The organism is Flavobacterium sp. PLA-DH12, from assembly GCF_059511845.1.
This window is the reverse complement of record NZ_JCAMPD010000005.1, coordinates 383,635-408,101: the sequence shown is the minus strand read 5'-3', so window position 1 is coordinate 408,101 and position 24,467 is coordinate 383,635. Positions and strand designations below refer to the sequence as shown.

The following is a 24,467-nucleotide window of genomic DNA, read 5'->3' as shown; positions in this document are numbered from 1 at the left end:
TTATTAAAAACCAGAATTAATATATGTTTAGTTTTATTCAGTTACAAACAGATACAATCGCAAATGCTTCAAATGTAGTGATCGAGAAGGTTGCAGCGCCACAAAATGAAATTTCAATGTTTGGTTTCATCATGAAAGGGGGAGTGTTCTTAATTCCAATCGCGATTTTATTGTTTTATACGATCTACCTGATTTTTGAACGTTATATGTACATTAGCCGAGCATCTAAAATTGACAGCAGATTAATGCAAGATATTGGCGAAAAATTACATTCTGGAAATATTGAATTGGCAAGAACAATTGTAGAAAGAAATAATACTGCAGCTGGAAATATCTTAAAAGAAGGCGTTCTAGTAATAGGAAGACCAATTGCTGAAATTGAATCTAACATGGATCGTGCTGCCGATATCGAGATTGGCGAAATGGAAAGGCATTTAGGTCATCTTGGACTTATTGCTGGTATCGCGCCAACGTTAGGTTTTATCGGAACAATTTCTGGGGTTATCAAGATTTTCTACAGCATTTCGGTTACAGAAAATATTAGTATCGGAAACATTTCTGGAGGTTTGTACGAGAAAATGATCAGTTCAGGTTCTGGATTAATTGTGGGTATTATTGCTTATAGCGCTTACCACTTATTAAACGGAAAGATTGATAATTTTGCTTTAAAAATTCAGAAACAGATTTTAGAATTTGTCAATATAATTCAAAGAGCATAAACCATGTCTATTAAAAGAAAAAGAAGATTTCACGCCGAAGTAGCGACTTCATCTTTGAGCGATATCATGTTTTTCCTGCTGTTGTTTTTCTTAATTATCTCAACACTGGCAAATCCGAATGTGATTAAGATGACATTGCCAAAAGCTAAAGCGAATGAAAAGACCAATAAGCAATTAATCAGTTTATCGGTTACCGAAGATAAAAAGTTCTACATTGACAAACAGGAAGTAGATTTCGAAAATCTAGAAACCAGTTTAATGTCTAAAATAGGAACAGACAAAGAACAAACTGTCGTAGTTCGAATTCCGTTTAATCTGCAAGTTCAAGACTTAGTAGATGTTTTGCAGATAGGAGTGAAGAACAATTTGAAGTTTGTAATTGCTACAAGTCCGAAGTAAAAATAATTATTGTGGCTTGACCATACCAAGATAAAAAGGCAAATATACTTTGCGCATATACGCCTTTTTATCTCGGTACGGTCGGGCTATCCGCGCTACTTCGGTAGCTAGCTTCTATCCCTCACGCGAACTAATTGGTAATCTAGACCTAGACAGGTTTTTAAAGCCTGTCAGGTCTAATTGGAGAAGTAAAAGAACACAATTTTGTCATTTCGACCGAAGGGAGAAATCTTCACAAGTAACTCCGCAACGAAAATCCAATCTTTGTAGAGCTTCTCGCGGAGATTTGCTTCGCCTATTCGCTATCGCTCGAGTCTCCTTCGTCGAAATGATAAACTAGACGAAGTGGGCGAGTCGAAACAAAACTCAATAAAAAAAGGCTTTCAGAATTTCTGAAAGCCTTTTATTATAGAAAACAGATTTAGTGTAAATCCGTGACTCGAGCCCGAAGGGCGAACAGACGAAGTAAATTAGTGTTTTTTAATCCAAACTAAAATTATAAATAATTTTCCCCACCTGTTTAGCAGCAGCATTCGAATCAGCAGACCATTTGGTATTTAATGCTGCAATTTTAGCTTGCTCCAATAAACAACTTGCCGTATTGGTTGTTCCTTTTACTCCAGGCGTTGCACTTATCGTTTTTCCGTTTTGGTCGACCGTAACTTCAACCACTACTTTTCCTTCTTCGTTACAAGTATATTTTGGTGCAGGTTTAGATAAAGCTTTTCTGTTTCCTAGAGAATATCCAGATCCTCCGCCAGAACCGCCACCATTTCCTGCTCCGTAACCACTTCCGGTTCCTATACCATTTCCAGTTCCGTTACCGCCTCCTGTTCCTCCACCAGAACCACCACTTCCGTAGTAACCGTTAGAGTTTAAACTCCCGTTTGCTTTTCCTTTATTTCCTGCCGTTTTATCGTCTCCGTCTCCGCCTTTGTTCGAACCTTTCATAATACTTGCTAAAGCATCGTTGGTAGAGTTAGAAACTTTTGGTTTTTCGGGTACAGGTTTTTGTGTCGGTTTTTCAACAGGAACAGGCTTCTTCGGTTTTTCTTTTGTCGGAATCACAACGTCATTATCTGTTGTCGTGTTTTCCTGCGTAATGATCGATTCTTCTTCTGGAGTTGCTTTTGCAGGAGCTTGTTTTACATTGTTTTTTACATCCAAAACTTCGCTTTTATAATTGGCTCCAGAACCTAAATCGCTATCTCCGAAATTTACTGTAACGCCTCCGCCACCTCCGCCGCCATCTGCAAGGGCAACATTATTTTCAGGATTATATGGAGGCCAAAAACGTATAAAAAATAGCAACGCAATAACTACCGCATAAATAGCGATTGTGAATAGTAATGATTTCTTTTGATCTGAAGAAATAGAGGAACTCATTTAAATTCTGAATTTTGAAATGTATTATTTTAAAAACGTTTAAAAGTAGTAAAAATTGTTTAGAATGAAAGAGGGAATTTAACCGCAAAGGGCGCTAAGTTTTTTTTAAAAATTATAATGCAAAGCACGCTAAGATTTACGCAAAGAAACGCAAAGTTTTAATTGACTTAAATTTGAGCGAATCTTAAGATTAAAAGTTCATAAAGCTTTGTCACGATAAAGCTTTGCGAACTTAATATTTAGATATTGTTTGCGTTCCAAATGAAAATAACTTAGCGTGCTTTGCGGTAAAAATCTACATTACAAAAAAACGAGCCAAATAGAAATCTGGCTCGTTTATATATTAAAGTGTAGAATATATTATACTAACTGTTTCAATGCAATCTCAAAAGCAGTTGCACTGATATTTGTTTTAGACGAATTCAAAGCGTGAGCTTTAACGATCGCATTTTTAATCGTGTCTGATGTATCATTAAAAATAGCCTCGTCTGTCATTTGAACTTTTTTCTCCATGAAATAAGCAAAAACTCTTGCCATTCCGCAGTTTGAAATAAAGTCTGGAATCAAACTTACTTTGCTGTCTACTTCTTCCATAATAGAACCGAAGAAAATTTCTTTGTCAGCAAAAGGAACATTGGCTCCACAAGAAATTACTTCTAATCCGTTTGCGATTAAGCTGTCAATTTGCTCTTGAGTAACCAATCTTGAAGCCGCGCAAGGAGTGAAAATCTCAGCACCAATAGTCCAGATTTTAGAATTGATTTCTTCAAACGGAATCATATTCTCAGCAACTAATTTATTTCCGTCTTTATTTAAAAACAAGCTTCTGATTTCTTCAAAAGAAAAACCTTCCTCTTTAATTAATCCACCATCACGATCAATAATTCCGATAACTTTTGCTCCCATTTCAGCTAAATAGAAAGCTGCTGCCGAACCTACGTTTCCAAAACCTTGAACGATTGCTTTTTTACCTTTAATGTCTCCACCGTAAGTTGCGTAAAAATGACGAACTGCTTCTGCAACACCAAAACCAGTAATCATATCAGCAACGGTGTATTTTCTAGTTACGTCTGGTGAGAATTTTGGATTTTCAATTACTTTAATTACACCTTGGCGTAACTGTCCAATTCTATTGATTTTGTCTGCTTCGGTTGGTTTAAAGTGTCCATTAAAAACACCTTCCTGCGGATGCCAAACACCACATTCTTCCGTCATTGGAATTACTTCGTGAATCTCATCAACATTTAAATCTCCTCCAGTTCCATAGTAGCTTTTCAATAAAGGAGAAACGGCTTTGTACCAACGTTGCAAAACACCTTTTTTGCGAGGATCGTTTGGATCAAAATTTATTCCAGATTTAGCTCCTCCAATTGCAGGACCAGAAACTGAGAATTTAACTTCCATAGTTTTAGCCAAAGACAAAACTTCGTTCATGTCTAGACCTTTTCTCATTCTTGTTCCTCCACCCGCAGCTCCTCCACGAAGTGAATTAATAACAGTCCACCCTTCGGCTTCTGTTTCTGAATCTTTCCAATTGAAAACAATTTCAGGTGCTTTGTTTTCAAATTGTTGTAATAAATCTTTCATTTTGTTGTGATATGTTTATTTTGCGTAAATGTATAAAATAGAATAATGCGAATAATGTATTTTGCAGCAAATTTATAAAACATAAAAGAAAAGCCGTCCCGAAATTTTTCGGGACGGCTTTTTGAATATTTAAAAAATTAAGAACTATTGTCCTAATAAATGTTTTTTCAAAGTTTCGTCAACTGGTTTGTCAGAAAGCCAGATTCCGAATAATGCTTTTTTGAAATCGAATCCAGGAATTTTTCCTTTCAAAACTTCGTTTTTAGAAATGTAAACATTTTGGTCTAATGGGTTGTATGCTAAAATGAAAACATCTTTTTCTGTAATGGCATCGCTTAAGAAACTTTTTAATTGTTCAATTCTTGGACGTAACTGCTCAAGATTTGCACCTGCAGATTTTTCAAAACCTGTGTTCATAGCTTTTGTCAATTTGTTTGAAGAAACCATAGAAGAAGTAATTTCTATTCGAACAGCCATTTCAGTATCACTGTCAATAATGAATTGTGGGTCTTGAGTCAATTGAGATAAGTACAATGCCTGAACATAAACTTCCAACCACATTTTTGATCTTCCGCCTGCTCCGTTTAATTGTAATGACTTACCTTGAAATTCTATTTTTCTTGGTACAGTTACACCATTAACATCAATTTGCGTTTGCGCTGAAACAGTCGAAAATTGCAAGCTTAAAAGCATTGTCAGCAAAAGTAAAATCTTTTTCATGTTCTATCAATTATTTATTTTTTGGTCAAAAATAATGTTAATTTCTTAATATTTGGCTCATATTGGTAATGTTTTTTTCTTCTCAATTTGATGTTTAATTTTTGTATTACATTAGAAATCACTTTAGTAAGACTAAGTTTACGTAGTTTTACTCATTTTAAGAATTGTTTAATTTTTTTTAGATTTAATTGCCTTCATTTTTTAAATTAATAATGAAAATTCAAGCTAATTCGAATCTTAAATTTTAGAAAATTTGTTGCTAAATTGACGCTCTTTTGAAAAAAAAGCTAAACAATAGCGAAAACGTTATCGTAATCTTTGCTGATCTACTAATTTTATATGCGTGCATTGTAATTTACACATTTAAAAAGTATCTTTGGAAGCCTTTGAACTGAAAAGTTTAGGCACTGAAAAAAACAAAAACATAAAAAACCATCAACTAAAAAGCTCTGTTTGAAATTTGGTTGAAAAAACTTTAAAGAATACTACTATGGATTTTAATCTTACCGAGGAACATTTAATGATTCAGCAGGCAGCAAGAGATTTTGCTCAAAATGAATTATTGCCGGGAGTTATTGAACGAGACGAAAAACAAATTTTTCCAACTGAGCAAGTCAAAAAAATGGGCGAGCTTGGGTTTATGGGAATGATGGTTGATCCTAAATACGGAGGAAGTGGTTTAGACGCCATTTCTTACGTTATTGCAATGGAAGAAATTTCTAAAGTAGATGCTTCCGCTTCTGTTGTCATGTCGGTAAACAATTCACTAGTTTGCTGGGGATTACAAGAATATGGTACTGAAGAGCAAAAACAAAAATACTTGCCAGGTTTAGCTTCTGGAGAAATTCACGGAGCATTCTGTTTAAGTGAACCTGAAGCAGGAAGTGATGCTACTTCGCAAAAAACTACTGCAATTGATATGGGAGACCATTATTTAGTGAACGGTACCAAAAACTGGATTACAAACGGAAACACAGCTTCTGTATATTTAGTAATTGCACAAACTCATCCAGAATTAAAGCATAAAGGAATCAATGCTTTGATTATGACGAAAGATATGCCAGGTTTCTCAGTTGGCCCGAAAGAACAAAAAATGGGAATTCGTGGTTCTGATACACATTCTTTAATGTTTTCTGATGTTAAAGTTCCAAAAGAAAACAGAATCGGAGAAGATGGTTTCGGATTTAAATTTGCTATGAAAACTTTGGCTGGCGGTAGAATAGGAATTGCATCTCAAGCATTAGGAATTGCTTCTGGAGCTTATGAAATGGCTTTGAAATATTCTAAAGAGCGTAAAGCTTTTGGAACTGAAATCTGCAATCATCAGGCAATTGCTTTTAAATTGGCAGATATGGCTGTAAACATCGAAGCGGCGCGTCATTTATGTATGAAAGCAGCTTGGGATAAAGACAATCATAAAAATTACGATGTGAGTGGTGCAATGGCAAAATTATTTGCTTCGCAAGTTGCTATGGATACTTCAGTTGAAGCTGTCCAAATTCACGGAGGAAATGGATACGTGAAAGAATACCATGTAGAGCGTTTAATGCGTGATGCTAAAATCACTCAGATCTACGAAGGAACTTCTGAAATTCAAAAAATTGTAATTTCTAGAGCAGTTATTGCAGGATAAATAAATTTCAAAATAAATTTTAAAACCCTTTCAGCTTTTAGTTTGAAAGGGTTTTTTTATGAATATTCTATTACTTTTCATAAGTTTATGCCTTCAAGTAAATTTTTGTTTTTTACTCAGTATTAAATCAAACCAAACATTATGAAAAAGCTATACTTTCTGCTTCCTCTTGTTTTTCTAGCATGCAAATCGGGAACTTCAACAACAAAAGAGAATGAAATAAAAGGAGTTTCAAAACCCATAGAAATCAGTTATAAAGTAAAGGAATCTGAAATTTCAGATTTTCTAAAATATCTTTCTTCTGATGAATTAGAAGGACGTGAGACTGGAACGAAAGGAATTGAAAAAGCGGCCGTTTTCTTGGAAGACTTTTTAAAGAAAAATAAAATTAAACCGTATTTTAAAACTTATCGTGATACTTTAACCAATTTCGAAAAACCAGCGTTTAATATTGTTGGAGTTATTGAGGGAACAGATCCCGAACTAAAAAAAGAATTTGTTGTATTGAGCGCGCATTACGATCATATTGGTTTGGAGACAAAAGATCAGGCTGATAAAATTAATAATGGTGCCAATGATGATGCTTCGGGAGTAACTTCTGTAGCTGCAATGGCAAAATATTTTAGCACAACTAAAGCTAATAAACGAAGTATATTAATTGTATTTTTTGCTGGAGAAGAAAAAGGATTATTAGGGTCTAAAAGTTTAGTTGAGAAATTGAAAAAGCAAAATTTCAATCTTTACACGCAATTAAATATCGAAATGATCGGTGTTCCAATGAAACGCGATTATCTAGCTTATATAACAGGTTTTGATAAATCGAACATGGCGCAAAAAATAAATGAATATACAGGGAAAAACACCATAGGATTTTTACCGAAAGAAGCAGAGTATAAGCTGTTTTATAGATCTGATAATTATTCATTTTTTCAAGCTTTCGGAAAACCATGTCAATCTCTAAGTACTTTTGATTTTGAAAATTTTGATTTTTATCATCATGTTTCAGATGAATTCAAATTAATGGACATTCCACATATTACGGCTTTCACGCAGGAATTATTGCCAGCGGTAACAAAAATTGCCGATTCTCCAACGCAAGAAATAACCATGAACAAATAAGAGGCTGTTTTACACCATTTGATTATTTTTGCTCCATGAAAAATATTATTGTTACCGGAACGAGTAGAGGAATTGGTTATGAATTGGCATTGCAGTTTGCAAATGCAGGAAATCAAGTATTGGCCATTTCGAGAAAAATACCAAAAACACTTTTACAACATCAAAATGTAACTTGTCTGTCGGTTGATTTAGCAGACGAAACCGCTTTGCATGAAGTAGAAAGTTTTCTTTCTTCAACATGGAAAAAAGTAGATGCAGTAGTTCATAATGCAGGTGCATTACTTTTAAAACCTTTTGCAGAAACTACACAGGCAGATTTTGAAAGCATTTATAAAGTGAATGTTTTTGCTGTTGCTAATTTGACTAGAATTTGTCTTCCGTATTTAGGAAAAGGAAGTCACGTAGTTACAATTAGTTCGATTGGTGGAGTTCGCGGAAGTTTGAAGTTTGCTGGATTGGCAGCGTATAGTTCGAGTAAAGGAGCTGTAATTACTTTAACTGAATTATTAGCAGAAGAATATAAAGAAAAAGGAATCTCATTTAATGTTTTGGCTTTGGGTTCTGTTCAAACAGAAATGCTAAACGAAGCATTTCCAGGATATCAAGCACCGATTTCAGCGGAAGGAATGGCAAATTATATTTATGATTTTACGCTTAACGGTAATAAATACTTTAACGGAAAGGTACTTGAAGTTTCATCAACTAATCCGTAAGTTAAATTTCAAATTCCAATTTTAAAACGTTTAACATCTAACAAATAACATTTAACTTAAAATTGAGCGATACTTTAGCTAAATATATTCCAGAACATGCGGTAAAACCCGTTTTTGATTTGATAGTGGCCAATCAGGTTCACTTGAAGATTGTAAACGAACGTCAGACGCGTCACGGTGATTATAGACGCGGACCAAGCGGTAAGCATGAAATTACGGTTAATGCAAGTTTAAATAAATACAGATTTTTAATTACACTGATTCACGAAATTGCACATTTAGTTGCTTTTGAAAAGTTTGGACGAAATATAAAGCCACATGGAAATGAATGGAAGTATACTTTTCAGCGTTTAATGGTTCCGTTTATTCGACCAGAAATATTTCCGGGTCATATTTTACCTTTGTTAGCAAGACATTTTAAAAATCCTTCTGCAAGTAGTGATACAGATACTACTTTGTCTTTGGCATTAAAGCAATACGATAAAGAAAATGATAAAAATTACGTTTTCGAAATTCCTTACGGAAGTATTTTTAGAATTAAGAATGGCAAGGTCTTTAAAAAAATAGCCGTTAGAACAAAGCGCTTTGAGTGCTTAGAAATCAGTTCTGGGAAAACGTATCTTTTTAATCCGAATGCTGAGGTTGAATTAATTACTTTAAAAAATTCCAATACCTAAATTCCAATATCTAAATTCCAAATTCCGATTACTGGAGAAGTCAATAAAAAAATCCCAAATTCCAATAAGCAACTTGGAGTTTGGGATTTTTAATATTTTCGAATTTAAAGTCTATAATCCTTTCAGATATGCTTCACGTACTTTCTTAAATAGGTTAGAAGAATATACGAATTTAACTATTGCTTCATTATCGGTTTTAAAGATTTCTTCTTTAGTTCCCTGCCAAGCTTTTAAGCCTTTCTTTAGAAAAACAATATTTTCGCCGATTTCCATCACAGAGTTCATATCGTGTGTGTTGATTACGGTTGTAATATTATATTCTTTTGTAATTTCCTGAATCAGGTTATCAATCAAAGTCGAAGTATTTGGATCTAATCCAGAGTTTGGTTCATCACAAAACAAATATTTCGGATTGTTTACAATAGCTCGTGCAATAGCCACACGTTTTTGCATACCTCCAGAAATCTCAGAAGGTAATTTTTTGTGAGCATCAACAAGATTTACTCTTTCTAAAACAAAGTCAACTCTTTCTTTAATTTGTGCTTTGCTATTATTGGTGAACATTTTTAGCGGAAAAGCTACATTTTCTTCAACTGTCATCGAGTCAAATAAAGCAGAACCCTGAAATACCATTCCGATTTCAGTTCTTAATTCACGTTTTTCATCTTTATCTAAATCAGAATAAACTCTACCGTCAAATTCGATTGTTCCTGAATCTGGCGTATGAATTCCCAATAACGTTTTTAATAAAACTGTTTTTCCAGATCCACTTTGTCCAATAATCAAGTTGGTTTTTCCAGTTTCAAATACCGTCGAAACGCCTTTTAAAACTTTACTGTCGCCAAATGATTTTTCTATATTTTTTACTTCTATCATTATCCTAATAATAATTGAGTTAATATATAATTTAGAAGGATAATAGTAACAGATGTCCATACAAACGATGTTGTACTTGCCTTACCAACTTCTAATGCACCACCTTTCATATAATAACCATGAAAAGATGGAATTGTTGCCAATAACATCGCAAATATTAAAGTCTTGATAAATGCATAAGTAATATGAAACGGTATGAAATCTTTTTGAGCTCCCATAATAAAATCTGCACCAGTTGAAAATCCTCCATAAGCACAAGCAAGCCATCCTCCAAAAATTCCTAAAAACATACTAATTCCAATAACAAAAGGGTACATTAATAAAGCTATAATTTTTGGGAAAACAAGATAGTTAACAGAATTAACTCCCATAACTTCTAACGCATCAATTTGCTCTGTAACGCGCATTGTTCCGATACTTGAAGTGATGTAAGATCCCATTTTACCAGCCATAATTACCGAAATAAAAGTCGGAGCAAATTCCAAAACTACAGATTGACGTGTAGCAAAACCAATAAGATATTTAGGAATTAATGGGTTAGTTAAGTTTAAAGCTGTTTGAATGGCAACAACTCCTCCAATGAAAAAAGATATAAAGCAGACAATTCCAAGGGAGTCAATAATCAAATCATCGATTTCTTTGAAAATTAAATTTTTCATAACAGGCCATTTGGTCTGTTTATTGAAAATTTCTTTCAGCATTAAAAAATATTTTCCTATTTGGGATAAATAACGAATTAGCATCATAAGTTTTAAATATTGGCTAAGGTAAAAAGAAGTTATGAGTTATGAGTTATGAGTTCAGTTTTTTCGAGTGTTTTACTGATCAAATTAACTTTTCTTTCATTTTTTTTAAACGATAATTTCTAATAAACTTAGCTTGTTCGGGAGTTACTAATAAAGGAGTTTTGGCGCTTTTCGCTTTCATAAATCCTTTAATGTAATCTAAAAATAGAAATGGTTTTTTCTTCATCATTGCTAGTTTTGCCGAAGCAATCGCCGTGATCCAAAAACCATAACCTAAAGTATAAAAAGCTTCGCCTTGTTTGTAACGAGCTGTTTTGTTATAGTTTGCACCTGTCGGTTTTAGATGTTTTACATGTAAAGATTCGTCGGTAACTATTTTCCAATCGTAATACTTGCAAAGCAATTCGTCTACAGTATCCCATCCCATTGCAGGTCGCAAACCTCCAATTTGCTGAAAAGTTTCTTTTCGATACGCTTTCAAAGCACCACGAATATGATCTTTATCGGTTAGGTTTTCTAAAACCCATTCGCCGTTTTTATCAATATAGCAGAATCCGCCAGCCATTCCGATTTTAGGATCGGATTCAAAATGTTTGATTATGGTTTCAAAATAGTTTGGAGGAAAAATTAAGTCGCCGTCTATTTTCACAATAATATCATAATCAGAATCCAGAGTTTCAAAGCCTTTCTGAAAAGCCTGAATTACTTTACTTCCTGGTAAATGAATCGCATCTGAAGTCTTGTTTACAACAGAGATGTATGGGTTTTCTTTTGCAAAACCCAGTACAACTTCTTCTGTTTTATCTGTAGAATTGTCATTTACAACCACAACTTTTGTAGGCACAACAGTTTGAGTAATTAGAGACTGCAATGTCAATCCAATTAAATCTTGTTCGTTATGTGCGGGAATGACGATGTAATATTTCATTTTAAGAATTTTAGATTTTAGATTTTAGATTTTAGATTGTATGGAAATCATCTAAAAATCAAAAATCAAAAATCGTTAATCTGCAATCTTAGTTCTTAACTTTTTCCGCGACAACAATATAATATCTCGGAGTGAAGTATCTTAATAATGGTCTGATTCCAAGTTTTTTTACTGGATGTGTAAATTGAAGACGATCTGTGATTTTCCATCCTGTTTTTTCTAAAAGCCAGTCCAATTGCCAATCTTCAAATTCATGATAATGTCTGTCCCACATATCGGTTTTAGAACGATAAGCAGGCGAAAACCATAAACGTAACGGAATTGAAATTAACAATTTATCACACTTTACATTTTGCAAAATAGTGTACGGATTTAGTAAATGTTCGAAAATTTCAAAAGCTGTAAAAACGGTATAATCTTCTGTTTGTAAAGCCGTTTGGTCGTTGTCTAAATCTTCTCCTTTTGTATTTTTTACAGTATAACCGTTTTCTTCCATTATTTTTGAAAATGGATTTGGAACACCAAAATCAAAAATGGTTTCAGATGTGCTAACGTGCTTTTTTAAAAACTCTAAAGTAAGTTTGAATCTTTTATTCGGAAACGTTTTTTCGTACATATTCATTGTGAACGAATTAATCTCTCGTTCATGATTTGTTAATTAGGTCGCAAATATACTAAAAAAGTCCGCATCTTATAGTGCGGACTTTTTTAGTTTTCAGTCTCAATCACAGTTTACAGTTAGTTAAACTGAATACTGTAAACTGCGACTAGTATCGGTAAACAAAGGCATTAATATTCATTCCGGCTCCAACTGAAGCAAAAATAAGAACATCACCTTTATTTATTTCATGATTTTCAACTTTTCCCTGAAGTATTAAATCATATAATGTAGGAACAGTTGCAACACTACTATTTCCTAAATCGTGAATACTCATTGGCATGATATCTTTAGGAGCCGTTTTGTCGTATAGTTTGTAGAAACGTTCGATGATTGCTTCGTCCATTTTTTCGTTTGCTTGATGAATCAGGATTTTTTTCACTTCATCTATTGCAATTCCGCTTTTATCTAAACAGCTTTTCATCGCACACGGTACATTGCTTAAAGCAAATTCGTAGATTTTGCGTCCATACATTTTAATATATTTCGTATCTGGATCTAAATCTTTATTGTATGATTTTCCGAAGAAAAGGTAATTGGCTTCATCAGTTGCATAAGTCGCGCTTTCATAAGCTAATAATCCAGCTTCATCAGTTGAGGCTTCTAAAATTGAAGCACCAGCACCATCAGAATAAATCATTGAATCACGATCGTGATCATCAACAACTCTTGATAGCGTTTCAGCTCCAATGACCATAACCCTTTTTGCCATTCCAGATTTGATGAAAGCATTGGCTTGTAAAACACCTTCGATCCATCCTGGACATCCAAAAATAATATCGTAAGCCACACACTTAGGATTTTTGATGCCTAGTTTGTTTTTAACACGTGTTGCTAAACTCGGTAAAATATCTGATTGAGTAGTTCCTGGTTTTACATCTCCAAAATTATGAGCGATGATAATATAGTCTAAAGTTTCTGCATCAATGGCAGCATTTGCAATGGCTTTTTCAGCAGCAAAGAAAGCTAAATCAGAAGCATTGTATTGCGGTTCAGCATAACGACGATTTTCAATTCCCGTAATACCTTTAAATTTTTTAATAACAACTTCGTTCGGATAACCAAAAGGAGTTCCATCCTCATTTAAAAAAACATGTTTATCAAAATCTGTGTTTTTTACTTCTAGATTAGGAATATAGCTCCCAATACCAATAATTTTTATTTTCATTTTTCCCTTTAATTATCCGATAAATTTAATGCTAATGTATAAATAATATTATGATAACTATCATAAAAAATACTATGCACGCATATAATTGTCAAAAAACGATTTTTCGGTTGATATATTGTTTTTTTTCTAATGATTTTTTAATATTTCCTAGATTTCAAACGATTGAAGACGATTTGGAGATCAATGTTTTTTGACTATTATTTCAATTTTATTGAAATAATTTCACAAAAGATTAGCAGAAAGTTATGTTTCTTTAAATCAGATTTCTTCTTTGCTATTTGGTTTAAAAAAGTTTCAGGTTTCGGGTTTCAAGTTATGCTGAAACCTGAAACTTGAAACTTGAAACCTGAAACAAAAATAAAACCCGACAAGTTTTTAAATCTGTCGGGTTTGGATATTTATAAGAAAACTAAATTTTAGCTTTCCATGTAAGCTTCAATAGGAGCACAGCTACAAACTAAGTTTCTGTCACCATAAGCATCGTCAACACGACGAACTGATGGCCAGAATTTATTGTCAGCGATATAATCTAAAGGATAAGCCGCCGTTTCTCTTGAATAAGGGAAATCCCAAGAATCAGCAGTTAACATTGCTAATGTATGAGGTGCATTTTTCAATACGTTGTTTTTGTCATCAGCAGTTGCTGCTTCAATCTCTTTTCTGATTGAGATAAGCGCATCACAAAAACGATCTAATTCTGCTAAATCTTCAGATTCAGTCGGTTCGATCATTAAAGTTCCAGCTACTGGGAAAGAAACCGTTGGAGCGTGGAAACCGTAATCCATTAAACGTTTTGCGATATCACCTACTTCAATTCCGTTTTCTTTAAATGAACGGCAATCTAAGATCATTTCGTGAGCCGCTCTTCCACATTCTCCAGTATAAAGAATTGGGTAGTGGCCTTCAAAACGAGATTTCATATAGTTCGCATTCAAGATTGCGTGTTCTGTAGCGCTTTTTAATCCTTCAGCACCCATCATTGTGATGTAACCATAAGAGATCAAACATACTAAAGCAGATCCGTAAGGTGCAGATGAAATAGCAGTAATTGCTTGTTCGCCTCCAACTTTTAAGATTGGATTTGTTGGCAAGAACGGAACTAATTTTTCATTCACACAGATTGGTCCAACTCCAGGTCCACCGCCACCGTGAGGAATAGCGAATGTTTTGTGCAAGTTCAAGTGACAAACGTCAGCGCCAATTGTAGCAGGATTTGTTAATCCAACTTGTGCGTTCATGTTTGCACCATCCATATATACTAATCCGCCGTTATCGTGGATTAATTTAGTGATTTCAATAATTGAAGATTCGAAAACTCCGTGAGTAGAAGGATACGTTACCATTAAGCAAGATAAATCATCTTTGTGCTCAATCGCTTTTTCTCTTAAATCTTCTACGTCAATATTTCCTTCTGGAGTCGTTTTCGTAACAATGATTTTCATTCCCGCCATCGCTGCAGAAGCAGGATTTGTTCCGTGAGCTGATGAAGGAATCAAACATACATTACGGTGACCTTCGTTTCTTGACATGTGGTAAGCACGAATCGCCATTAATCCAGCATATTCTCCTTGCGCTCCTGAGTTTGGCTGTAAAGTTGTTCCAGCAAATCCAGTAATTACATTTAACTGCTGCTCTAATTTTTTAAGCATTGTTAGGTAGCCTTCAACTTGGTCAACTGGTGCAAACGGGTGAATGCTGTTCCAGTTTGGCATTGAAAGAGGCAACATTTCAGAAGCTGCGTTTAATTTCATCGTACAAGAACCTAATGAAATCATCGAGTGATTCAATGATAAATCTTTACGCTCTAATTTTTTGATGTAACGCATCAACTGACTTTCTGAATGATGATTGTTGAATACATCATGAGTCAAGAAAGAAGAAGTTCTTTCTAATGAAGCCGGTAATTGACTTGCAGCAGTTAATTCAGAAACTGTCACAGCTTCTTTTCCTAAAGCTTCAGCAAAAATCGCAACGATTTGGTTGATGTCTGCAACTGAAGTAGTTTCGTTTAACGAAATTGAAACTGATTCAGCATCAGGGTAGAAGAAGTTTACTTTGTTGTTTTCTGCAACTGTTTTTACTTTTTGAGCATCAGCTTTTACTAAAATCGTGTCAAAGTAAGCAGTATTTGTTTGGTAAACTCCTAATTTATTTAAAGCTTCGGCAGTAGTGACTGCAGAGGCGTGAACTTTTTTTGCAATGTATTTTAATCCTTCTGGACCGTGGTAAACGGCATACATTCCAGCCATAACAGCCAATAAAACCTGAGCAGTACAAATGTTAGAAGTTGCTTTTTCGCGTTTAATGTGCTGCTCACGAGTTCCTAAAGCCATACGTAAAGCACGGTTTCCATTAACATCAATAGAAACTCCGATGATACGGCCCGGCATAGAACGTTTGTATTCTTCTTTAGTTGCAAAAAAAGCAGCGTGAGGACCACCATAACCCATTGGTACACCAAAACGTTGTGAAGTTCCAACCACTACTGCAGCGCCCATTTCTCCTGGAGAAGTTAAGGTTGCTAATGATAAAATATCAGCAGCAAAGGCAACTTTGATTTCATTTTCTTTTGCTTTAGCAACAAAAGCACTGTAATCATTTACTTGACCATATTTCCCTGGATATTGTAAAATCGCTCCAAAAAACTCATTTGAAAAATCAAATGTTTCGTGGTTTCCAACAACTAATTCAATTCCAATTGGAGTCGAACGCGTTTGTAAAACAGATAAAGTTTGAGGTAAAATTTCTTCAGAAACGAAGAATTTATGTGTATTGTTTTTCTTTTGATCTCTCGTACGAACGTCAAATAATAACGCCATAGCTTCTGCAGCAGCAGTTCCTTCATCTAGTAAAGAGGCATTGGCAATTTCCATTCCTGTTAACTCAATAACAGTAGTCTGAAAATTTAAAATAGCTTCTAGACGACCTTGAGCAATTTCTGCTTGGTAAGGCGTGTAAGCTGTATACCATCCTGGGTTTTCGAAAATATTTCTCTGAATTGGAGCCGGAACGATAGTTGGGTGATAACCCAAACCAATGTATGATTTAAATGTTCTGTTTTTCTTTCCTAATTCGCGAATATGATTTGCATATTCGAATTCTGTCATAGCAGGATCTAAATTCAAAGGTGCTTTTAAACGAATGTCATCTGGAAGGGTTTCGTAAACAAGTCGCTCGATTGAGTCAACTCCAATAGTTTTCAGCATATGCTGAAGATCAGTTTCTCTTGGACCAATGTGTCTTAAAGCAAAAGCATCTGTTTTCATGTAGCTATCTAAGTTTTTTTAATTAATGTGTTCGTACACCATTTTATGGTACGAATCACATTTAAAAGTAAATGTGTTGTTTTTTTGTGGCGCAAAATTAAGTATTATTACTAATTTAATAGGTATTTTTAACTTCATTTTTTATCAAATTTATAATCAAAGACTTGGTTTGTTAATAAAATATTAGATTTGAGGTATGATAGTATCAAAACGCATCTTAGATTTTTATCTAAATAGCAGTATTCATGTGGCTTTATCGTGTTACGCTCTTGTGCGAATTACGTTTCATGTATTTCATATTCAATATGATGAGCCGATGGCACTTTTTGTTTTTTTTGGCACAATTGTAGGATATAATTTCGTAAAATATGATGCCCTGGTTCGCGTAAAGAAAAATCAAATAGGAACGCAGCTAAAAATTATAGCCGTTTTGAGTTTTATTTCGCTGATTTTGGTTGGGTATTATTTTTTCCATTTAAAGCGAATTACGCAAATTGTCTCCGTTGGAATTTTTGCCATAACGGCGCTTTATACATTACCATTTTTTCCAAACCGAAAAAATGCCAGGAATTGGGCTGGTGTAAAAATTTACATTGTAGCGCTTTGTTGGGTTGGTGCAACTTTGGTTTTGCCTCTCATAAATGCCGAAATTCCATTTACAACAGATTTCTTTATCAAATGTATTCAGCGATTTATATTGGTTTTTGTGTTGATTTTGGTTTTTGAGATTCTGGATCTCGCAAATGATGATCCGCATCTTCAAACCGTTCCGCAGACAATTGGCGTTAAGAAAACCAAACTTTTAGGATTTCTATTATTGATTCCGTTTTGGTTTTTAGAAGTTTTTATTACAACATTCAATTATCACGATGCAATTATAAATCTTATCATGGTTATTATGCTGATGTTGTTTATTGCATTTGCCAATCCAAATCGGTCCAAATATTATACTTCTTTTTGGGTAGAAAGTGTACCGATTTTTTGGTGGCTGATGATTCTTTTTTTATAAAAATATTTAGGGCGTGCCCCCGATAATACAGGCGTGCAAAATTACTTTGCGCTTATTCGCCCGCCTGCATTATCGGGGTCGGGCTATCCGCGCTACTTCGGTAGCCAGCTCCTATCCCTCACGCAACCGTAAAACGAGGAAAATTCATTTTTAAAATATATTTAGAGAAACAACATATTAAGAATATTGCAAATAATTTTAACCATTGAAACCACGGGCTATGTTTAAAATCAGAATTTGAAAAATAAATTTTAATTTAATTGTTTTGAATTGCCTCCAGCTTTAGCTGGAGGTAAAAGAAGTTTTTAAACTGGGCTTTAGCCAAATGACAAAGTTCGGCTAAAGCCAAGACAATCTATCATAATTTATCCTCCAGCTAAAGCGGTAGGCAATTGAAATTAGCTTTTTTTATCTGCCCAATCTGTTAAATCTGCAAGAGAAAACTATTTCGTTTTCTGTTCTGCCAAAGCTTTATTCAAATCAGCTTTCGCTTCATTTAGTTTTTTCCTTTTTTTGTCGATTTTTTCTTTGCTTTCATTGTCTTTAATAGCTTTGTTCAACTCGGCTGTTCTTTCATTTACTTTTTGCTGTTTCTCTTGTACCTTTTTGTCAAGATCTTTATTTACTGTTTTAGTAGTGCAGTTTTTCTTGGTTTGCGCAATAGCCTCTTCAAGACCTTTTATCTGATTTTGATTTCCGGCTTTTTTCGCAGCAGCTAATTTTGTGTTTAATTCACATAATTTTCTTTCGCATCCTTTTAAAGCGGCGCAATTACTTTGAGAAAATCCAACAAAAGAAATGGTAAAAAGAAGTATAATTAATATCGTTTTCACTTTCATAAGTATATTTTTTGATTTGTAATTAATTCTTTTTGAGAATAATACTTATAAAGTTAAATAAATTATCTAAACGTACTTCTCTGAAACCAATTTTAAAATTTTATTTCTTTCCAAAAGAAAATTCGTCAAATGTTTTTTCAAAAACAAAACATCAAACAATTTTCCAAATATCCCAAACGGAGTTTCATATTGCAATTTATCTTTCATGATTGTAATGCCATTTTCTTCTTCAAAAAAATGTTCATGTTTGAAGGTTTTGAATTTGCCTTTTTCCATTTCATCTACAAAACAATCATAAAAATTCATTGCAGTAATTCGGCTTTCGTGAATGATGTAAAATCCAAAATGTTTGCCGCGCCAAGTTACCGTTTCTCCAAAATTTATTAAACCAGATGTTATTCCAGCAATCGCTTTTTCTTTTGAAGGACTAGCAGATTGCTGGTGAACATCGATATTTCGAGATGCATCAAAAACGATTTTTTTTGATGCTTTTATTTTGGTTGTGAGGTTTATTGTTGTCATGATTTTCTTGTTTGTGCGTTGTTTTGTCATTTCGACGAAGGAGAAATCCTCGCAAGAAGCTCGACAAAGATTGGCTTATTGGCGCGGAGTTACTTGTGAAGATTTGCTTCGCCTATTCGCTATCGCTCGTGTCTCCTTCGTCGAAATGACAAAACTATGTGAATTTGGGTTTTAAATTAAATCTCGAAAAGCCTCATCAATATCCCCAAACTTAAATAGAAACCCATTTTCTAAAAGTCGTTTCGGAATCACATTTCTGCTTTTTAAAACCAATTCAGTTTCTGTTCGAATAAAGAAAGATCCAATTTCAAGAAAGAATTTGTTCAACGGAATTCCAAAAGGAAAACCAACAGCTTTTCGAAGTTTTTCCATGAAATCAACATTTCTAATTGGAGTAGGAGAAACGATATTGATAACGCCAATAATTTCTTTTTCAATTATAAAATCAACAGCATTCGCAAAATCTTCTTCGTGAATCCAGCTTACAAACTGATTGCCACTTCCTTGTTTTCCTCCAAAACCTATTTTTGTCAAAGTCTTTAACGGAACAAAAGCACCGCCATTTTTACCTAAAACAATTGAAGTTCGCAAAGCTGTTTTTAAAGTCTTTGGAGTTTCGGTTTTAAAGAATGCTTTTTCCCAAGAAAGCGCCACATTTATAGAAAAATCATTTCCAATTTCGCCGTCTATTTCATTCATTTGTTTGTCAAGTGAAAAGCGGTAAATAGTTGCTGTTGAAGAATTCAGCCAATGTTTAGGAGGATTTTTACAATTCAAAACCGCTTTATTTAAGACTTTTGTACTGTCAATTCGTGACCAAAGAATCTCTTTTTTGTTCTCTTTCGTATAACGGCAATCAACAGATTTTCCTGCGAGATTGATTAAAACGGTTGCATTTTCTAATTCCTTTTCCCAACCAGTAAAAGTTCTGGCATTCCAGTTTACATATTTAATTCCGTTTAAGGTTTGAGATTTTCCTCGAGTCAGAATTACAATTTCTTCAAATTTATCTTTGAAATGATTCACTAAAACTTGTCCTAAAAAACCTGTTCCGGCCGCGATTATGAGTTTTTTCATTTGAGTTTTTTTTTTAGCCACGAATCACACGAATTTTCACGAATTTAAAAATGTATAAAAGCAATTTGAAAATTAATTCGTGAAAATTTGTGTAATTCGTGGCAAACTATTTTAAGCTTTAAAAACCAATCTTTCTTCTCTTTGAGCTTCTTTTGCTTTTCTTTTTCCTCTAAAAAAGAAATACAAATTAAAGAACAACATAATACCAAGATAAATAGAAAATCCGCCGATTTTATAACTCAGTCTTTCAATTAATTCCTGATAGCTATCTTGATTTAATTGAAGTTCCAAAATCATTAATGCAAAACCAATATTTAAAAGATAGAATCCAGTTTCAAAAAGTTTGTTCGTCGCTTCAGCAATTTCTTCACGGCCTTTAAATATGTCGAGCATAAAGATTTTTCCATTTTTGAAAAGGGTTTTAGAAACGTAATAAGTTAAAAATAAAGCGACTGGTAAATAAATTCCGTAACCGATTAAGATTTTTGTAGTTTCCATAATATTTGAATTTTAGTTGTTGTGAATTAGTTTTTGAACGTATTTGGTTATAATCAAAATGTTGAGGTAATGCAGAATTGAGATAATAAAAATTATAACAGATGTTTTGATACAGAGTATTTCGACCAATTGAGATGAAGAAATAATTTTTTGCCAGGAAATTAAAGTCATTGCACAATAGCCAATGTTTAAAAGGCAATAGGCTAAAAGTAAAACCTGATTAATTTTTTGGCAGAGATCGGCGTGATTTGGAATTAGTTCTAAAACAAAAATATTCCCGTTTTTGTAGCAGATTTTCCCAACTTTTAGGATAATGAAAATGGTTATGCTGAGGTAAACAAAATACCCAATGATATTAAAATTCATGATTTCCCAATTTATGAGGTTAATACATCTCTTTCAGAGCAGGAAGCATTTGCAATTTTCTTTTGTTATTCACTGTAATTTTTGAGCCTTGAGCTAAGAAAACCGAAGTTGGTTTTTGAGTTTGAAGGAATCCAAAATCACTTCCATAATTTTTTTCGAAATCAATATCAATTTTATGATTTACAACTTCAAATTGTTCCCATCTCGGATGTGTCACTTCATATTCAAAAGTGGTTTCTTCATCGATTTTTGTATACCCGAAGTAATGCTCTGTAATGAATTCAGCTTCAGAATCGATTTCGATTTTGCTTAAGTCTTTTTTGGTTTCAATTTCAATTGTATTCCATTCCTTGTCATTCTTCCATTGATATATAAAAGTATTCGTGTTTTGATTTTCTATTATTTCATGTCTCATTTTCTGAGTTTCATAATGTTCTTGATACAAAGTATTGGCGATAAAAGTGATGGCTTTTTTAGGAACAATTTCTTTAATGAAAACTACACCACGTTTCCATTCACCGTTTTCAAAACGTTTTACATAAAATCTCAGATTCACTTCTTCAAAATCGATATGAAACGGAACTTTCAATCCTAAAACTCTGGTATTTTTAAACATAAATCCAACTAGACTGACATAACATTTGTTGTCCCAAATATCGATATCAGTTCCTGCAGGAAGATATTTTTCTAAGATTTCAGCATCAATTTCATAATTGGCAAGTGCTAAGTTTTTCCATTCTGCTTTTAAGAAGTTCATATCAATTGTTTTTAAGATTTTAAACTTTCAGAAAAAAATGAAAGTTTAGGTTAAATTTTTTTACTTCATCATTTTCATGACCAATTTACCTAACCAGTTATCATTGAATTCAGTCATTTTGTCTAACATATTATCTGCTTTCAAAACAAAATCGTATAATTTGGTGGTTTGATCTACAAAGTGTTTTTCTTCTGCTGAATCTTTCGCTTCAATTGTCGAAACTTCTTTTAAGATTTTAAGCGTTGGTTTAATTTCTCTTTTACTTCTTTCTCTGGAAATTTTAACTGCTAATTCGTCTAAATCTTTTTCTGCGGTGAAAAATTCTTTTCTTTCTCCTGCTTTAAATTCTTTATAGACAATTCCCCAATCCATTAAACTTCTTAAATTCATGCTTGCATTTCCGCGAGAAATTTGCAATTCTTCCATAATGTCTTCCATAGAAATAGGTTCGTTTGAAACCATCAATAAAGCGTGGATCTGTGCCATTGTTTTATTAATGCCCCATTGAGAACCTAATGCTCCCCAAGTTTGAACGAACTTATTTTTTGCTTCTTTGAATTCCATGAAACAAATGTATGTAAAAGTTTTTAAACTTTCAAAAATAATTGAAACATATTTAACGAATAATAAAGTTATGTTAATTCAACGCAAGAAATTTTTGATTAAATAATGGTACAGTTATTTTTGTAAAAATCACAATTTATGGAATTATACTACACATTTTCGGTGCTAATTGTATTGGCATCTTTCTTCGCCTATTTGAATTTAAGATTTTTAAAACTTCCTGGAACCATCGGAATCATGATTATTGCCATGTTGGTTTCAGTCGGAATTCGTCTTTTGGGAGATTCTTATTTTCCCGCAACTACCAAGCATTTTTTCGATCTGATAAAAGAATTCGACTTCAACGAAATCCTAATGGGAGCCATGTTGAATTTTCTTTTATTCGCTGGAGCATTGCACGTAAATATGGCTGATCTGAAAGAACAAAAAGTGCCTATTATGATTTATTCTACAGTAAGTGTTGTCTTATCAGCTTTGATAATTTCGATGCTTCTTTTTTATATCGCGCCACTTTTAGGGATAAAAATACCTTACATATTTTGTTTAGTTTTTGGAACTCTAATTTCTCCAACTGATCCAATTGTGGTTTTAGGAGTTTTAAAAGAAGCGAAAGTTCCAAAAAGAATAGAAACTAAAATTGTTGGTGAGTCATTGTTTAATGATGGAGTGGCAGTAGTAATGTTTGCTGTTGTTCTAAAAATGGCAACCGATCCAACATTTGATGCGACTTTTGGCTCAATCTCTTTGCTGTTTATAGAAGAAGGAGTCGGCGGACTTTTATTAGGAGCGGTTTTTGGATTCACAGCTTCAAGAGTCATGAAAAAAGTTGATGACTATAAAGTTTCGGTTTTAATTACTCTCTCTATAGTAACGGGCGGATTTTTAGTTGCCCAAGCATTACACGTTTCTAGTCCGCTGGCGATGGTAGTTGCAGGATTGATTATTGGAAATTACGGTAAAAAAGTTGCTATGAGCGAAGTCACTAAAGATTATCTTGGGAAGTTTTGGGAGCTTATCGACGAAATCTTAAATGCGGTTTTATTCCTGTTTATTGGTTTTGAATTGTTGTTGCTGCCAGATTTAAACAAACAATTATTAACAGGTTTTGTAGCTATTTTTATCGTTCTTTTTTCAAGATTAACGGCTATCGTTTTACCTTGGAAGTTCTTTGATATCTTTAAGTTTTTCGGAATAAGGTCTGCATATAACAAAGGTTCTCTTATGGTTTTGGTTTGGGGCGGAATTCGCGGAGGAGTTTCTATTGCATTAGTACTTTCTATGCCCGAAGGAGAATACAAAAACCTTTTACTTGAAGTAACTTATATCGTAGTATTATTTTCAATTGTAGTGCAAGGTTTGACAGTTGGAAAGCTTGCAAAACGAGTTTTGGAGAAAGAGTAGAGAAAAAATATAGAATAAAGAGTAAAGAAAATAGATGCTAGAATAAAGATTTTATTTTTAAACTATTTAAAAAAAAGACTTGCAAATATTCTTGCAAGTCTTTTTTTATGAATTGTTTTCGTTAGATATTTTAACTTTAGGATATTTCGGTTTTGAAAGGCATTTCTTATTTTTGTAGCATGATTCGATTTGCGACTAAATTATAGTTGCAAATTAAAGATATAATGATAAATTTGTATGAGTAAGGTTGAAAAACTTATTGAAAGATTAAAATCAAAACCAAAAGATTTTTCTTGGGATGAAATGCTGAAAGTTTTAAATCACTTTGGTTATAAACAAATCTCACAAGGAAAAACTGGTGGTTCAAGAAGAAAATTTGTGAATGAAAATAAACAGATTATTAGCTTGCACGAACCACATCCGCAAAAAGTCTTGAAAGGATATCAACTTGATATAATTATTGAATATTTAGAATTGTAAGATGAAAAACTACTTAGAATATAATGGGTATATTGGTACATTAGAATTTTCTGCAGATGATAAAATGTTCTTTGGAAAAATTCAAGGTATAAACGATTTAATAACTTTTGAAGGTTCTTCGGTTATAGAATTGGAAGAAGCTTTTAAAGAAGCAATTGATGATTATTTGGAGACATGCAAATTATTGAATAAAGCCCCGGATAAAACTTATAAAGGTTCTTTTAATGTGAGGGTGTCTCAAGAGTTACATCAAAAAATAGCACTTTTAGCCTCCAGAAAAGGATTAAACTTAAATGAAATTGTAAAAGAAGCATTGTCTTACGTTGTCAAACATGAAGAAATTTTAAATTAAGAAA

At 33.4% G+C, this 24,467-nt stretch carries 26 protein-coding genes; 10 read left to right on the top strand and 16 right to left on the bottom strand.

Annotated elements, in window-relative coordinates; genetic code table 11:
- The first annotated feature begins 23 nt into the window (after positions 1 to 23).
- Together AC5ZCW_RS12800 and AC5ZCW_RS12795 are read left to right on the top strand one after the other, a co-directional pair.
- The gene (locus AC5ZCW_RS12800) at positions 24 to 719 is read left to right on the top strand and encodes a MotA/TolQ/ExbB proton channel family protein (protein ID WP_496120200.1); all 696 of its coding nucleotides are present in this window, start codon (positions 24 to 26) and stop codon (positions 717 to 719) included.
- Between the two features lie 3 nt (positions 720 to 722).
- On the top strand, positions 723 to 1,118 hold the full coding sequence (locus AC5ZCW_RS12795; protein ID WP_008464192.1) for an ExbD/TolR family protein: 396 nt from the start codon (positions 723 to 725) through the stop codon (positions 1,116 to 1,118).
- 480 nt (positions 1,119 to 1,598) lie between these two features.
- Here AC5ZCW_RS12795 and AC5ZCW_RS12790 read toward each other — a convergent pair whose 3' ends face one another.
- From AC5ZCW_RS12790 to AC5ZCW_RS12780, 3 genes are all read right to left on the bottom strand, one after another.
- On the bottom strand, positions 1,599 to 2,504 hold the full coding sequence (locus tag AC5ZCW_RS12790) for an energy transducer TonB (protein ID WP_496120198.1): 906 nt from the start codon (positions 2,502 to 2,504) through the stop codon (positions 1,599 to 1,601).
- Positions 2,505 to 2,864: 360 nt separating this feature from the next.
- Positions 2,865 to 4,091 carry a Glu/Leu/Phe/Val dehydrogenase dimerization domain-containing protein gene (locus tag AC5ZCW_RS12785; protein WP_496120196.1) on the bottom strand — a complete coding sequence of 409 codons (1,227 nt, stop codon included), beginning with the start codon at positions 4,089 to 4,091 and terminating at the stop codon, positions 2,865 to 2,867.
- A gap of 144 nt (positions 4,092 to 4,235) precedes the next feature.
- Entirely contained in the window at positions 4,236 to 4,811 is a 576-nt protein-coding gene (locus AC5ZCW_RS12780; protein WP_343544766.1) for a chalcone isomerase family protein, read from the bottom strand.
- A gap of 490 nt (positions 4,812 to 5,301) precedes the next feature.
- Between AC5ZCW_RS12780 and AC5ZCW_RS12775 the strand changes: the two genes are divergently transcribed.
- The 4 genes from AC5ZCW_RS12775 (at position 5,302) to AC5ZCW_RS12760 (ending at position 8,953) form a co-directional block, all read left to right on the top strand.
- A complete protein-coding gene (locus tag AC5ZCW_RS12775; protein ID WP_496120194.1) occupies positions 5,302 to 6,444 on the top strand; it encodes an acyl-CoA dehydrogenase in 1,143 nt (380 codons plus the stop codon).
- A gap of 141 nt (positions 6,445 to 6,585) precedes the next feature.
- Positions 6,586 to 7,563: a M28 family peptidase gene (locus AC5ZCW_RS12770; RefSeq protein WP_496120192.1), complete on the top strand. Its 978-nt coding sequence runs from the start codon at positions 6,586 to 6,588 to the stop codon at positions 7,561 to 7,563.
- 35 nt (positions 7,564 to 7,598) lie between these two features.
- Positions 7,599 to 8,276 (top strand): SDR family NAD(P)-dependent oxidoreductase, encoded by a 678-nt coding sequence (locus AC5ZCW_RS12765; protein WP_496120190.1) that lies wholly within the window; start codon positions 7,599 to 7,601, stop codon positions 8,274 to 8,276.
- 62 nt (positions 8,277 to 8,338) lie between these two features.
- A complete protein-coding gene (locus AC5ZCW_RS12760) occupies positions 8,339 to 8,953 on the top strand; it encodes a SprT-like domain-containing protein (protein ID WP_496120188.1) in 615 nt (204 codons plus the stop codon).
- Between the two features lie 111 nt (positions 8,954 to 9,064).
- On the opposite strand, the gene AC5ZCW_RS12755 is transcribed toward AC5ZCW_RS12760, so the two are convergent.
- The 6 genes from AC5ZCW_RS12755 to gcvP all read right to left on the bottom strand — a co-directional run bounded on the left by AC5ZCW_RS12755 (position 9,065) and on the right by gcvP (position 16,598).
- Positions 9,065 to 9,829, bottom strand: a complete 765-nt coding sequence (locus AC5ZCW_RS12755; protein ID WP_177211981.1) for an ABC transporter ATP-binding protein — start codon at positions 9,827 to 9,829, stop codon at positions 9,065 to 9,067.
- The gene (locus AC5ZCW_RS12750) at positions 9,829 to 10,575 is read right to left on the bottom strand and encodes an MlaE family ABC transporter permease (RefSeq protein WP_012022541.1); all 747 of its coding nucleotides are present in this window, start codon (positions 10,573 to 10,575) and stop codon (positions 9,829 to 9,831) included. Before AC5ZCW_RS12750 ends, AC5ZCW_RS12755 begins: the two co-directional genes overlap by 1 nt.
- Before the next feature lie 79 nt (positions 10,576 to 10,654).
- Positions 10,655 to 11,503 carry a glycosyltransferase family 2 protein gene (locus tag AC5ZCW_RS12745; protein WP_496120185.1) on the bottom strand — a complete coding sequence of 283 codons (849 nt, stop codon included), beginning with the start codon at positions 11,501 to 11,503 and terminating at the stop codon, positions 10,655 to 10,657.
- An 88-nt stretch (positions 11,504 to 11,591) separates the two neighbouring features.
- Positions 11,592 to 12,119, bottom strand: coding sequence for a methyltransferase (locus AC5ZCW_RS12740; protein ID WP_177212549.1), 528 nt, complete (start codon positions 12,117 to 12,119; stop codon positions 11,592 to 11,594).
- A gap of 151 nt (positions 12,120 to 12,270) precedes the next feature.
- Positions 12,271 to 13,329 (bottom strand): 3-oxoacyl-ACP synthase III family protein, encoded by a 1,059-nt coding sequence (locus tag AC5ZCW_RS12735; RefSeq protein ID WP_496120183.1) that lies wholly within the window; start codon positions 13,327 to 13,329, stop codon positions 12,271 to 12,273.
- A 419-nt stretch (positions 13,330 to 13,748) separates the two neighbouring features.
- On the bottom strand, positions 13,749 to 16,598 hold the full coding sequence (gene gcvP, locus AC5ZCW_RS12730; protein WP_496120181.1) for an aminomethyl-transferring glycine dehydrogenase: 2,850 nt from the start codon (positions 16,596 to 16,598) through the stop codon (positions 13,749 to 13,751).
- 196 nt (positions 16,599 to 16,794) lie between these two features.
- Here gcvP and AC5ZCW_RS12725 point away from each other — a divergent pair, with 196 nt between their 5' ends.
- Positions 16,795 to 17,607: a UbiA prenyltransferase family protein gene (locus AC5ZCW_RS12725; RefSeq protein WP_496120179.1), complete on the top strand. Its 813-nt coding sequence runs from the start codon at positions 16,795 to 16,797 to the stop codon at positions 17,605 to 17,607.
- Positions 17,608 to 18,050: 443 nt separating this feature from the next.
- Here AC5ZCW_RS12725 and AC5ZCW_RS12720 read toward each other — a convergent pair whose 3' ends face one another.
- The 7 genes from AC5ZCW_RS12720 to AC5ZCW_RS12690 form a co-directional block, all read right to left on the bottom strand.
- A complete protein-coding gene (locus AC5ZCW_RS12720) occupies positions 18,051 to 18,446 on the bottom strand; it encodes a DUF1090 family protein (protein WP_496120177.1) in 396 nt (131 codons plus the stop codon).
- A gap of 66 nt (positions 18,447 to 18,512) precedes the next feature.
- Positions 18,513 to 18,968 carry an SRPBCC family protein gene (locus AC5ZCW_RS12715; RefSeq protein WP_496120175.1) on the bottom strand — a complete coding sequence of 152 codons (456 nt, stop codon included), beginning with the start codon at positions 18,966 to 18,968 and terminating at the stop codon, positions 18,513 to 18,515.
- 171 nt (positions 18,969 to 19,139) lie between these two features.
- The gene (locus AC5ZCW_RS12710) at positions 19,140 to 20,045 is read right to left on the bottom strand and encodes a TIGR01777 family oxidoreductase (RefSeq protein WP_343544777.1); all 906 of its coding nucleotides are present in this window, start codon (positions 20,043 to 20,045) and stop codon (positions 19,140 to 19,142) included.
- Positions 20,046 to 20,156: 111 nt separating this feature from the next.
- On the bottom strand, positions 20,157 to 20,543 hold the full coding sequence (locus AC5ZCW_RS12705; protein ID WP_066033505.1) for a hypothetical protein: 387 nt from the start codon (positions 20,541 to 20,543) through the stop codon (positions 20,157 to 20,159).
- 12 nt (positions 20,544 to 20,555) lie between these two features.
- Positions 20,556 to 20,909: a hypothetical protein gene (locus tag AC5ZCW_RS12700; protein ID WP_343544778.1), complete on the bottom strand. Its 354-nt coding sequence runs from the start codon at positions 20,907 to 20,909 to the stop codon at positions 20,556 to 20,558.
- Positions 20,910 to 20,928: 19 nt separating this feature from the next.
- Positions 20,929 to 21,666, bottom strand: a complete 738-nt coding sequence (locus tag AC5ZCW_RS12695; protein WP_496120172.1) for a YqjF family protein — start codon at positions 21,664 to 21,666, stop codon at positions 20,929 to 20,931.
- Between the two features lie 60 nt (positions 21,667 to 21,726).
- Positions 21,727 to 22,230: a GbsR/MarR family transcriptional regulator gene (locus tag AC5ZCW_RS12690; protein WP_177211992.1), complete on the bottom strand. Its 504-nt coding sequence runs from the start codon at positions 22,228 to 22,230 to the stop codon at positions 21,727 to 21,729.
- A gap of 138 nt (positions 22,231 to 22,368) precedes the next feature.
- Here AC5ZCW_RS12690 and AC5ZCW_RS12685 point away from each other — a divergent pair, with 138 nt between their 5' ends.
- The 3 genes from AC5ZCW_RS12685 (at position 22,369) to AC5ZCW_RS12675 (ending at position 24,463) form a co-directional block, all read left to right on the top strand.
- Entirely contained in the window at positions 22,369 to 23,631 is a 1,263-nt protein-coding gene (locus AC5ZCW_RS12685; RefSeq protein WP_343544780.1) for a cation:proton antiporter, read from the top strand.
- A gap of 237 nt (positions 23,632 to 23,868) precedes the next feature.
- Positions 23,869 to 24,111 carry a type II toxin-antitoxin system HicA family toxin gene (locus tag AC5ZCW_RS12680; RefSeq protein WP_343544781.1) on the top strand — a complete coding sequence of 81 codons (243 nt, stop codon included), beginning with the start codon at positions 23,869 to 23,871 and terminating at the stop codon, positions 24,109 to 24,111.
- 1 nt (position 24,112) lies between these two features.
- Positions 24,113 to 24,463 carry a type II toxin-antitoxin system HicB family antitoxin gene (locus tag AC5ZCW_RS12675; protein ID WP_496120169.1) on the top strand — a complete coding sequence of 117 codons (351 nt, stop codon included), beginning with the start codon at positions 24,113 to 24,115 and terminating at the stop codon, positions 24,461 to 24,463.
- The last annotated feature ends 4 nt before the right edge of the window (positions 24,464 to 24,467 follow it).